The 11,802-nt window shown below is 58.9% G+C and carries 11 protein-coding genes; all 11 read right to left on the reverse strand.

Annotated elements, in window-relative coordinates:
* Positions 1 to 27: 27 nt before the first annotated feature.
* The 11 genes from ACFO1S_RS14960 to ACFO1S_RS15010 all read right to left on the reverse strand — a co-directional run bounded on the left by ACFO1S_RS14960 (position 28) and on the right by ACFO1S_RS15010 (position 11,743).
* Positions 28 to 1,641 carry a serine/threonine protein kinase gene (locus ACFO1S_RS14960; RefSeq protein WP_204605468.1) on the reverse strand — a complete coding sequence of 538 codons (1,614 nt, stop codon included), beginning with the start codon at positions 1,639 to 1,641 and terminating at the stop codon, positions 28 to 30.
* Between the two features lie 227 nt (positions 1,642 to 1,868).
* A complete protein-coding gene (locus ACFO1S_RS14965; RefSeq protein ID WP_204605469.1) occupies positions 1,869 to 2,891 on the reverse strand; it encodes an SAM-dependent methyltransferase in 1,023 nt (340 codons plus the stop codon).
* Positions 2,888 to 3,667: an ABC transporter ATP-binding protein gene (locus ACFO1S_RS14970; RefSeq protein ID WP_204605470.1), complete on the reverse strand. Its 780-nt coding sequence runs from the start codon at positions 3,665 to 3,667 to the stop codon at positions 2,888 to 2,890. Before ACFO1S_RS14970 ends, ACFO1S_RS14965 begins: the two co-directional genes overlap by 4 nt.
* Positions 3,664 to 3,984, reverse strand: coding sequence for a thioredoxin family protein (locus ACFO1S_RS14975; protein ID WP_204605471.1), 321 nt, complete (start codon positions 3,982 to 3,984; stop codon positions 3,664 to 3,666). The genes ACFO1S_RS14970 and ACFO1S_RS14975 overlap by 4 nt, the downstream gene beginning before the upstream one ends.
* Positions 3,977 to 4,321 carry a cyclic-phosphate processing receiver domain-containing protein gene (locus ACFO1S_RS14980; RefSeq protein ID WP_204605472.1) on the reverse strand — a complete coding sequence of 115 codons (345 nt, stop codon included), beginning with the start codon at positions 4,319 to 4,321 and terminating at the stop codon, positions 3,977 to 3,979. The genes ACFO1S_RS14975 and ACFO1S_RS14980 overlap by 8 nt, the downstream gene beginning before the upstream one ends.
* On the reverse strand, positions 4,318 to 5,160 hold the full coding sequence (locus ACFO1S_RS14985; protein WP_204605473.1) for a deoxyribonuclease IV: 843 nt from the start codon (positions 5,158 to 5,160) through the stop codon (positions 4,318 to 4,320). The genes ACFO1S_RS14980 and ACFO1S_RS14985 overlap by 4 nt, the downstream gene beginning before the upstream one ends.
* The gene (gene mutM / locus ACFO1S_RS14990; protein ID WP_204605474.1) at positions 5,161 to 5,979 is read right to left on the reverse strand and encodes a DNA-formamidopyrimidine glycosylase; all 819 of its coding nucleotides are present in this window, start codon (positions 5,977 to 5,979) and stop codon (positions 5,161 to 5,163) included.
* A 40-nt stretch (positions 5,980 to 6,019) separates the two neighbouring features.
* The gene (locus ACFO1S_RS14995; protein ID WP_378127048.1) at positions 6,020 to 6,859 is read right to left on the reverse strand and encodes an HAD-IIA family hydrolase; all 840 of its coding nucleotides are present in this window, start codon (positions 6,857 to 6,859) and stop codon (positions 6,020 to 6,022) included.
* Positions 6,852 to 8,207, reverse strand: a complete 1,356-nt coding sequence (locus ACFO1S_RS15000; RefSeq protein ID WP_204605475.1) for a ribonuclease H-like domain-containing protein — start codon at positions 8,205 to 8,207, stop codon at positions 6,852 to 6,854. The genes ACFO1S_RS14995 and ACFO1S_RS15000 overlap by 8 nt, the downstream gene beginning before the upstream one ends.
* A complete protein-coding gene (locus ACFO1S_RS15005) occupies positions 8,204 to 10,489 on the reverse strand; it encodes a DEAD/DEAH box helicase (protein WP_204605476.1) in 2,286 nt (761 codons plus the stop codon). The genes ACFO1S_RS15000 and ACFO1S_RS15005 overlap by 4 nt, the downstream gene beginning before the upstream one ends.
* A 285-nt stretch (positions 10,490 to 10,774) precedes the next feature.
* Positions 10,775 to 11,743 (reverse strand): metal-dependent hydrolase, encoded by a 969-nt coding sequence (locus ACFO1S_RS15010; RefSeq protein WP_204605477.1) that lies wholly within the window; start codon positions 11,741 to 11,743, stop codon positions 10,775 to 10,777.
* Positions 11,744 to 11,802: the final 59 nt, after the last annotated feature.

Consider the following 11,802-nt stretch of genomic DNA (forward strand, 5'->3'; position numbering starts at 1 on the left):
GCGATGGAAAACCGGTTGAATGGAGCGCTATCGCTTGTTTGCTCGCTCTGTCATCAAGCTTAGCAACGCACCGAGGGCTTGATCGATCAGGCTCACGGCCGACTTGTCTCGGGGGAAGCCTTCTCCGCGCCACAGCGCCTCCAGAACTAGCGGTGACGGGAGCTGCGGCAAAAGCGCCTTCGGCGGCTCGGGAAACAGCGCAAGCCAGTGCTTGCGGTCGCGGAAGGGCTGGTCGCGATTCGCCAGCCAATAGCTGCGAATCGAACGCCTTCCGGCCTGGCGGTGCATCTCCATGCAGGCCTCTTGTCTGCGGGCCGACCATTTCGCCGGATAGCAATCCGATACGATCATGATTTGATCGGCCGTTCGCAGCACCCAATCGAGCGCATCGGGATGCTCCCAGCGGCTTGAGACGTCGAGCAGCACAAGCGGAACGCCAAGCTTTCTCAGCCATTTGGACGCTTCCTTATCCGGAATGCGGTTAGCGCTCGCTTCTCCGTCCGGATTAAGCGGATAATAAGCCGCGGCTCCGATTCGCCAGGCGGGCGCTGCGGCTTGGCGGCCGTCCGCTCTTGCGAATACGGCGTTCTTGGGCATCCTTCTGTCCCCGTTCAGCAGGGCGTACAGCTCTGCTTCATGGCCAGGGCATTCCACCAAAGCATGTGCGGCGCCTCTTCTGTCCAGAGCCGAGGAAAGGGCCAGGGAAGCGAAGGTCGCTCCCGCGCCTGGATAGGCGGAGAGGATCGCCACGACCTGCGTGCCTGAATCGTGCGCAGCCTCCACGGGGGAAGGCGGTCGAAGGCTGCGGCTGTCATCCGCCGCAAGCTCAAGCTTAACCTGCCGCAGCTCGTCCAGCAGCTCCAATGCGGATTGCGGGCGATCGGCGGGAGCGTCGGCCAGCAATCGGGCCAATAACGCTGTGAATTCGGCCGGCACATCCGCTTGCAGCGCTCGATCCAAGTCGCCGCGATGGCGAAGCGCAAAGCGGCCGCCCGACAACAGAAAATAAGCTAGAGCTCCCAGGCCGTACAGATCGGTCCGGCTATCCGATTGCTCGTTGCGAAGCTGCTCGGGCGCGGCAAAGCCCGGCGTGCCCAATTGCAGCGTATCGCTCTGTCGGCTTTCCCGATATCTGCGGGCGATTCCGAAATCTACGAGAATCGCTCGCTCATGACGGTCCAGCAGAACGTTCGCCGGCTTGAGGTCGCGGAAGACGATCGCGGGGGTCTGTGCGTGCAAGTACGTCAGCACCTCGGTCAAATCGATCAGGACATCAAGCACGAACAGAAAACTCAGGCTTAAGCGATAACGCTCGAATCTCTCGGCCAGGGTGTCCCCGGCGATATATTCCATGACGATGCACGCGACGCCGTCGTCATCCGGCGGATAATAATCTACGATGTCCGGCAGATGAGGATGCTCCAGCTCACTTAGCAGCTGCGCTTCCGGTAGAAACGCCCGTCGCTCCTCCGGCAATGGCCGGGTTAGCTTCAAAGCCCGCATCCTCCCTCCCAGTCGCATGTCCTCCGCCAAATATACCCGGCCCATGCCGCCCTTGCCTATCGGCATGGCGATCCTGTAGCGCCCGCCGAACACCTCCCCGGGCGACAGCTCCAGCCCCTGCAATAACGGATGCTCCATGATAAGCCCTCCCTGCTCTTTACTAGAATGAATAGCCAAGTAAACACGGCTCCGCCGTCCTTGGGTATGACGGCAGACGTTTTGTATCGTGCTATCAGATGGGGATACGAATGTCTAAATTTTATACTTGCTGATAGGCCAAAAAATCCCGCAACGCGGCACGGAGACTTGAACTTCAAGCCTCTGTCCGGATGCGGGATGCTTTCCCGATCGTAATCCGTATGCACTTATTTTCTCTTTACCCACATTGTAACTTCTTCGCGGTTGTGAAACAACTGCTTCACCTGGCGAACATCGAAATGCAGGCTATAGTCCTCCACCAGCTCCTGAATGGTCTGAACGGGCTTTCGATACATCAGCTTCAGCGTAATAAGACCGGAGCCGCCCGCAGAGATCGCTGGCGCCAGCTCCGACACGATCCGCTGCGTATGATGAGGGTCCCAGCTCATATCGCACACGAGAAGATCGAACGAGCCTGGTGCGAATGACACATCCGCCGCATTGCGCCGAATATGACGCAAATTCGGGTGCAGCTCCAGCGATTTGTCCATTTCCGCAGGATCGACCGCCGTCACCTTTAATCCGCGCTCCAGCAGCACGGACGACCATCCTCCCGGCGCCGCCCCCAGATCGAGGGCATGCGAGAAGCGATCCAGCGGGAGGTTAAACGTCCGTTCCGCCTCCAGCAGCTTGAAGGCCGCGCGGGAGATCAAGCCTTCGTCTTTGCGGAACCGAACCGCGCCGCCCGGCCAATCCGACAGGTTGTCGCTCGGCTTGGAGCAGCCCATGAACAGCTTTTTCTTGGACGCGTAGATCGAGACGATCCAATCCGCTTCGCGGGCTACGACTTCTCCCCCCAGCTTGGTCACGGTCGGAGCTATCGCGTCACGGCCTTCGGCCGATGAAAAGGGAAACGGGCTATTCTGCTCCTTACGAACCTGAATCGCCGTCTTGGCGCCTTGCAGCCGCTCCCCAACATCGGCTGCGAACGCGTTCATGCGTGCCGCCATTTCTTCCCGGTCTCCCGTTACCTCGCATTCGGATTCGATCGGAAACAGATGGCGGAGGAAGATCGGCTCGTTCCGGCGCAAATCCTTAAGCGCCGGCTCCGGCTCCAGATCGCCCGTCGTGAACGTGAACGTCTCGCCGGGAGCGATGCCGGACAGCTTGGTGCCGCGAATGCGCCTTCGCAGCTCCTCCATAGCGTACGGGGCAAAGCCGGGGTTGGCCGTACCCAAATAGGTGATCATCGGCCCATTCCTCCTCTGACTTCAATCCATGGCCTTTCGCCGCTCCAGCGAATGTCGATCGGCAGATCGTAGGCCGCGCGCAGCTTGTCCGGCGTGAGTACGTCGCGCTTCCGTCCCGAAGCGACGATCTCGCCCTGATTCATCAATGCGACATGCGTAAATAGAGGTATGATTTCTTCAATGTGATGCGTCACATAGAGGATGGACAGCTCGCGGGAGCTCAGCTCGGACAAGGACTGCAGAAATTTTTCTCTCTCGAATAGATCCAGCCCCGCACACGGCTCATCCAGAATGAGCAAGCGGGGGGAGGCCATCATCGTGCGCGCGAGCAGCACCTTCTTGCGTTCGCCCTGGGACAGCGTGCCGAACGGATGCTCCGCGAAGGCCCCCATTCCGACGCGCGTCAGTTCGGCGTATGCCCGCTCCCTTACCTCCTCCGGGATTTCCTCGTAGAAGCGCAGAAAGGCGAAGGCGCCGCTGGCCACGATCTCCCATACCGGATCGGCCAGCGTCATTTTCTCGATCAAAGCCGGACTTATGTAGCCAATCTGCTTGCGAACTTCACGAACGTCTACCGTGCCGAATCGGTTTCCCAGCACGTCGATTTTGCCGGAGGTCGGAAACAGATAACCCGTAATCATCTCCAGCAAGGTGGATTTCCCGCAACCATTGCGCCCCAGAAGCGTCCAGTGCTCACCCGCGTTTACGTGCAGATCGACGCCGCGAAGGATATCCCTATCCCCCCGGCGCAGAGTCAATTGCTGCAAATGAATCATTCGTTCTCCCTCTCATTCCTCAGATGTTCCACCAGCTCCACGACGGAGGGGAACCGATATTGTTTGCTCCAGGACCCGTTCTTGCGCTTGACGATCAGGCAGGGCACGCTCTCGATTCTGAATAGCGGCGCCAGCTCCGGCATCAGGTTCAAATTTGCGGCTGCGAGCCCGATGTCCGGCACAAGTTCCTCTGCGACTGCCAGCATCCGTTTCGCTGCCTGACACGTCCCGCAGAGCGGCGTATGGACGAACAGCGCGAACGGAGCCGGCGTAAACGTCCATTCCCGCTTCCAGCCGCCCGGCTCCCATTCACGCATCGGAACGTGCCTTGGCCGCTTGCTCAAGAACGCTCGCAGGCATCGGACCGTCATGAACAGCCACATCCGGCGCATTCGCGGCCCGCAGCTCGCGTACCATCTGTGCCCGCCCCAGCATGCTGGACGAATGCACATAGACCCGGCGCGGATATTTCCCGCCCGCAATGAGGCCGTGAACAACGGCCAATCCGTTCGGCTGTCCGTATCCAAGCTCGAAATCCAGCGACAAAATGTCGACATCGCATTCCTTGAGCAGGATCAAGCACTCCTCCGCAGAGCGCGCTGCGACGAAGCCTTGCGGACATGGCCGGACGTCGTCCAGAAATACGTTAATCATCCTTCTGCCTCCCCCGACAGTTGCTTCACAAGCTTCAATTGCTCTCTGTGCGGCTTTTGTTCGATCGACGGCGTTTCCAGAATCCAGGGAACCTCCTTAAGCTCGGGCGTTCCTAGCAGCTCCCGGAATCCTTCCTCTCCGATCCAACCTTCGCCGATCGCCGCATGACGATCCTTGCGCGAGCCCGAAGGATAACGGGAATCGTTCAGATGGACCGCTTTCACCTGCTCCCAGAAGCCCAGCCGGCGCGAGCGCTCGGCGAAGCTCCCCCATTCGCCCGGCTTCCATTCTCCGCTTGCGAACAAATGGCACGTATCCAGACAGAAGCCGACTTTGCCGGGCTCACGGATTAATGAGCGAATCTGCGTCAGCTCCTCCGGAGTGGTGCCCATAGGTCCCGAATCTCCGGCTTGGTTTTCCAGCAGCACGAGGGCTTTCCCCTGCCAATTTTCTGTGACGCTATCAATCCATCGAATCATATTGCGATATCCTTGAAGCGTATCCGTTCCCCTATACGATCCGAAATGAACGACTACGCCGATTGAACCGCAAGCTTCCGCAATCTGCAGATCGTTCAACGTGCACAGCGCCATCTGAATGGCCGATTCCCCTTCTGCCGCCGGATTAACCGGATAGGGACCGTGCGCGATCGACCAAATGTCCCGCTCCTCGCACCAGGCCTTGCATCTCGCCGCATCCCCGGCGTCGAAGGCTTTAGGCTCCAGCGTGCGAGGGTTTTTGGGAAAATACTGAAAGGCGTTGCCTCCGAGCGCTGCCGCCTGTTCGGCCGCCCCCCGGTAGCCGCTCCGCGTGCTGACGTGGCTTCCGTATCTTCCCATCTAATCTTCCGGCTGACAATTCGGACAGAAGAACATTTTGCGCCCGCTCATCGTCTCGAAGCGAATCGGCGTGCCGCATTCGTCGCAGGGCTCATCCTTCCGGTCGTACACGTAACATCGCTCGTTATAGCCGCCGGTCAATTGGTCATCCGAAGTTAATGGATGCTCCATATACCCTCCGGCCTCCTTGGCGTCCTGCAGCACTTTGTGCATGGCATGGTAGAGACGCTCTGAGGCCGCTTCATCCAGTCTGTTCGTCGCCGCGGCGGGATGAACCCTAGCCACGAAGCAGATTTCATCGCTGTAGCAATTGCCGATGCCGGCCAGAAAGCGCTGATCCGTCAGCGTGGTTTTGAGCTTGCCGCGCTTCGAGCCGAGGCGCTTGCGGAAGGCTTCAAGCGTCAGTCGAGGGTCGAACGGCTCGGGACCGAGCTCCTTCATAAGCTCCAGCGCAACCTTCGCCGTAATACGGTGCAAATATCCCAAGCGCAATCCTCCGAAATACAGCGAGGAGCCGTTGCCGAAGGTCAGGATCACCTGAAAACGACTGTCCGGCTCAGGCCCTTCTTCGCCATACGCGAGCCAGCCGCCAAGCATGAGATGAAGCAGCAGGCGATGGCCGTCATCCAGATGGAACAGCAGATGCTTGCCCCGCCGCTCCACGAAGAGAACCGTGCGATCTTTGAGAGCTTCCGCAAAAGCCTCGACAGGCTCGTTAATCGATGCCGCTCGGTTAACGACAACGCTAGATATTTTCTGTCCGCACAGCAGCGAAGAAAGCTGAGAACGGTAATGCTCCATTTCCGGGTATTCCGGCATGTTGTTGATCTTCCTTTCCGTATAGGTTGACGCAATAACCCTACAGCTTGCCGTACAGCAGCTTCTCCAGCTGCTCCGGACCTTCGCATACCGCGTCGGGAGTAACGCCGGCTTTCGCGCAATGCTCCTCCCAGTTATCGGCATTGCACAGACCTGTCAATACCAGTATGGACGGGCAGCCCGCTCCTTGGGCGGCGGCCAGATCCGTATAGGGATTGTCGCCGATGACCCACGACCGATCCGCTGCGGATTTGGCGATCTTAAGCGAGTAGTCCATGATAATGCGCGAAGGCTTGCCGATGACCGTCGGCTCGATTCCGGTCGCGGCCTGAAGGCAAGCTCCTATGCTCCCGGCTCCGGGCAGAAAGCCTCTGTCGACGGGCAGCAGGCGATCGGGATTCGTCTGCACGAAAGCCGCCCCTTCCAGCAAATGTCCTACCGCCTCCGTCATTTGCCGATAGGTCAGATTGCGATCGAGTCCCTGCACGACCAAATCCGCCCGTTGTCCTTCCTGCCCCTCTTCCAGAAGACGCAGTCCAGCTTCCGCAAGCGCGTGCTTCAAGCCCTTCTCGCCTATCGCATATGTAACGGCACCCGGATAATGATGTTCTACATAATAGGCAGCCGCCAAGGCGGAGGTGACGATGTTCTCTTCCGGAGCGGCGATGCCCAAATGCCGCAAATGCTCCGATACTTCCTTGGCTGTCCGCGTCGAATTGTTCGTCACGAACAAGCTTAGCATGCCCCGACTTTGCAATCCCGCAATGAGCTTGTCCGCGCCCGGAATCCGCTCATCCCCCCGGTAAAGCGTACCGTCCAGGTCGAACAGGAGCGCCTCGGGCGCAGGATAGTCCGCTATGGGCTTCAACATTTTAATCATATCTGTATGCCTGCCTTTCCCGCGATGCTTTGTCTCTTAGTCTCGCTATTCTATGCTGCAATGCCGCTCTTTCCGCTTCCCGCTTGGCTTTGTCGCTCGTCAGCCTGCCCCTGCGCAGAGCCAATTCGAGCGCTCGCTCGGCATAGGTCAATGCAATCGGCAATTGCTTGTCCCGATGCTCGTAATACATCGCCAGCTCCAGGTGGGCCTCGATTCTGGGCGCCACAGCGAGTTCGGTGCTCTCCGCGAACGTTCGCCACTGCGGCAAAGCCCGGTCGAAGCGCCCCGCCCGTTTATATCTGGCGGCCAACGCCAAGCGCCAGCTATTGTCGGCTTCGCTCTCGTCGGTCCGCTCCGCCAACTGATCGAACAGCTGCTCCGCCGCAAGCTGCTCTCCATGCAGCTCCAGCCATCCCGCCGTGCGAAACAGCTCTTCGTTCTCCGCGATCGTTCCCATAGCCGCAGCATCGCTCAGCAGCAAGCCGAAATGAACGGCCAGCGCAGCCAGCGTCAGAATATCCTTCTCGTTATGACTATATACGCCGTGAAGATGCGCAGGATTCCCGTCGCTCAAATATTGAAAGTACAGAGTCGGCGCCATGGAGCCGGGAACATCCTCGACTCTGTGGATGCCGAGTCTGGCTCCCTCGACCATCCCCAATCGGCAGGAAGGCAACGTGTTCTTCCACAGCGCCCGGGACGGATGGAGAAAATCGAGATGCCCGGGCTCCCGGCCGTTGCTTCGCCAGCCGTTGAGAATAAAACGGTTGGCAAGGACCGGCCAATCGAACGTGCGTCCATTATAGGATACCAGATGCGTCTTGTCCTTCATATGGTCAAGCAGATAGGTCAGCATCGCCCGTTCCTCGCCCGGATGGCGAATGAGCGTCTGCTCCACCACAAAAGCCTCGTTCGCGTAGTAGCCGAAGCCGATCATGAAGGGAACGTTTCCGGCGCCTACGCCCAGCCCCGTCGTTTCCGTATCCAGAAAAAGCATCCGGCGGGGATCTATCCGTTCGCTTTGCTTGTTTTGCCGGACAGCGATCGGATGCAGGCGATCCGCGCAATCCAGCAATCGGCCAAGCTCGTATTTCCCGTGACGGTAAGGCAAGGAATATACGTTTCGGCGCAGCAGGAACGGACCGGAGTCGTTCTCCAGCTCCTGTACTCCGATCCGGCAAAATGCCTCGTGCAGCTCGTTCCGTCTGCCGCTCTGCGCACTATCGGTCCGTTTCTGCTCGACCTCCGCTTCGCCGGTCTTCCGCTCCGAATTGTCGGAGACGGGAGGGGCGGAAGAAGCGCCCGAGCCTGCCAGCAGCCGATTCAATCTGTCGCGCAGGCCGCTCATAAGCTCGTCTCCGTCCCTTGGAGCAAAGACAGCGCCAACTGCTTGCCGAGCAGTCCGACCTCTTCGATCGGACCGACGCAAGCCGGACAGCCGCTCAGACAGCCGCAGCCTTCGATAAGCCGCTGCGCTTCCTCCAGCAGCTCGCCATGCTTCTCGTACAGGCGCTGACTAAGCCCGATGCCCCCGGGGTAGCGATCGTAGAAATAAATCGTCGGCCGCTTCGTATGCGTCGCCTTCACCTGCGGCACGACGCGGATATCCAACGGATCGCACATCAGATGAAGCGGCGCGAGATGAATCAGAACGTTCGCCAGACCGAGCAGTGCCATCTGCATGTCGTTGGCGCTGCGCTTGCCCGACTCCTCCTCCGAGAAGGAGAACCAGTAGCCGCTCGTGTGCAGGATTTCTTCCGGCAGATGAATAGGCCCCGAGCCGATATTCTCGTGCGTCCGCAGACGGATCTTCTTGAATATCGTCGGCTTCGCCATGACCGTCACCTCGCCGAATTGCCGCAGCAGCGGTCCGGAGGTCGATTCCAGATCAACGTGGAGCACCTTCAGCTCCACGGCCAGGCTGGCATCGGTGAAGTAATCTACGTTAACTTCCCGGACGTAGGCTTTTTTCTCCGGGTAGTCGAGCTTCTCGACCTGATACTGCACGCCCTCGTGAAGATAGATCGCTTCCTCGTGAATCAACGTCGGAGCGCTGAAGCGGTCGACCTCGCCGATTACGCGATGTCCCTCCGTCTGGTCGATGATCACGAAGTTCTCTTGCGCGGCTGACCGCAGCGAGATGTTATGGGCCGGGAACGCCTGCTCCATCCAATACCAGCGACTTCCCACCTTGTGCAGCACCTTCTCCTCAGCCAGAAACTCCAGCAAGTCCGTCAGCTTCTCTCCGCCGAACGAATCTCCCTCCTCAAAGGGCAGCTCATAAGCCGCGCATTTGAGATGATCCAGCAGGATCAGCAGATTATCCGGATGAATGCGCGCCTCCTCAGGCGGGCGTCCAAGGAAATAATCCGGGTTCTGGATTAAATATTGGTCGAGCGGATTGCTGCTGGCCACCAAAAAGGTAACCGAACTGCCTTGTCTCCGCCCGGCTCGTCCGGATTGCTGCCATGTGCTTGCGATGGTGCCCGGGTAGCCGTTCAGCACGCATGCCTGCAGTTGCCCGATATCGATCCCGAGCTCCAGCGCATTTGTGCTGACGACGCCGCGGATTTCTCCGCTGCGCAAGCCTCGCTCGATTTCCCGGCGGAGCTTGGGCAGATAACCTCCCCGATAGCCGCGGATCGATTTCGTTCCGAGCTCGTGCTTGATGTTCTCCTGCAAATACGTCAGCAGAATCTCTACCCGAACGCGGCTGCGGGCGAACACAATGGTCTGGATTCCGCTCTTGAGCAGCAATGCCGCCAGCTTCTGCGATTCCAGCACGCTGCTTCTGCGAATGCCGAGCTGTTGATTAACGACAGGAGGATTGTAGAACACCATGTGCTTCTCCCCTGCCGGCGCGCCATTGTCGTCAATGAGCGCTACAGCTTCGCCAAGCAGCCGCTCCGCATGCTCTTGCGGATTGCGTATAGTAGCCGAAGCACACAAGAACTGCGGCTCACTTCCATAGAAACGGCAAATTCGCTTCAGTCTTCGAATGACGTTGGCGACATGACTGCCGAACACGCCCCGATAAGCATGCAGCTCGTCGATAATGATATATTTGATATTTTCGAATAGCTTAACCCATTTCGTATGATGGGGCAAGATTGCAGAATGAAGCATATCCGGATTCGTGACGACGATATGGCCCGCGTTGCGAATGGCTTGACGCACCGTCGGCGGCGTATCCCCGTCGTAAGTGTGCGTCTTGAGATCGGCCTCCATGAGGTTCGCCAGCTCCTGAAGCTCCGCAACCTGATCCTGAGCCAGCGCCTTCGTCGGAAACAAATACAGCGCCCGGGCGCTATCGTCGGACAACAGCCTCTGAAGGACGGGCAGATTGTAGCACAACGTCTTACCGGATGCCGTCGGCGTAACGGTCACGACGTGCTTCCCCGCTGTAACAGCCTCGAACGAGGCGGCCTGGTGCGTATACAAGCGCGTAATTCCTTTTCTCCCAAGAGCTTCTACGAGCTTCGGATGAACGGATTCGGGCATTGCAACCGTGCGTGCGGGCTTCTCCGGTTGCGTGTGCCAGAACGTGACATTCTCCATCAGCTCCGGCCGGCTCCTCAGCAGTCCGAGCCATTCTTCCACCGACTCCGCCTTCTGCGTATACGGATTCATGACATTTCCCCTATTTCCCGTGTTCCTCTCATTGTACAGAATACATGTTCGCACAGCAACGGTCGTTTCCGTCGGTTTTTCGACAGAACGCTTGCCGAAGCATCAGCCGCTCCTCCCGATTTCCCTATGATCGAGCTCCTTGCGACATTTCGTGTCGCCTCCTGCGCTTTCCCGGGAAAGTAAAATTTCCCGCTCGGCGTTCAGGAGTTCCGGCATATCGGCCGCGCAAAAAAACCGCTCGTGCGAGCAGCCGATATCCGGCAGCCCGCAGAAGCGGTTGAAGGATTACACGTAGGGCGCTTCCCAAGCTCTCTTGTACCAGCCGATCTCCTCCGCGACGACGTTAAGCTTGCCGTCCAGCCGAACCTCTGCCCGGAAGGGCCAGTCCTTCTCCCTCCAGAAGCGGAGATCCGTCCAGGTCACGACATACCCGCCATTCGGAAGCTCCGCCCAGCTTACGTATTCGCGCTTCGCGAACCGTTTGAGCGTCTGCACCGAGGAAACGCGAAGGCTGGCCTCGATGCAATCGTGCGGCGGGCTATAGGGCAGGTGCCTGAACGGGAGCCAGCGTCTCCCTGCAAGAACACCCATCTCGAAGCCCTCTTCCGTCTGGACGACGTACTGCCATCTGAACCACCATAATCCCGGCAGCACATGGACCGCCAGATTGCGGCGATACCGCCTCCGCACCCTTCGAACAATCAGCTCATGGTGAGCAATTCTCCATCCTGCATAGAGGAGCGTGATCGCCCAGGCGAACAAGAAAATCCATGGCGTATGCGGCCCGATTCCGTACAGCGCCGACAGCGCGGCCGACAAATGCACCAGAATCAGAAAAGGATCGGTGAGACAAAGCGCATCCAGATGGAGCCAGTCGCTTCGCAACGGCAGCAGGAACTGAACGCCATAGGCGTTCGTCCAATCGAACAGCACATGCAAAGCGACGGCGGCAAGCGCGAATCCGAACAGCAGCAGGCTGTGATCGCCGACTCCCCATGCCCATGACGCTATCCCGCTGAGTATTCCCGCCCATATGGGCCATGCAGGAAGCGCATGGCTGATTCCGCGATGATGCTTCAAATAGGCGTCCCGGCTCTTCAGACGCACCGCCGCGTCAAAATCCGGCGCAAGCGAACCGACGACCGATACGGAGACGACAGCGGCGGCGAGATAAGGATCGGCGGCGACTTCGGGAAGGAACAAAGCGGTTCCTGCGAGCGTTACGCCGAACAAGATATGCGAACCCGTATCCAAGCAAATGCCCCCTCTTGGTTGCTTTCCCTGCACAATCAGGTTAATGCAACACAATTAGG

The sequence above is a fragment of the Cohnella boryungensis genome (assembly GCF_042651945.1).
GTDB lineage: Bacteria > Bacillota > Bacilli > Paenibacillales > Paenibacillaceae > Cohnella > Cohnella boryungensis.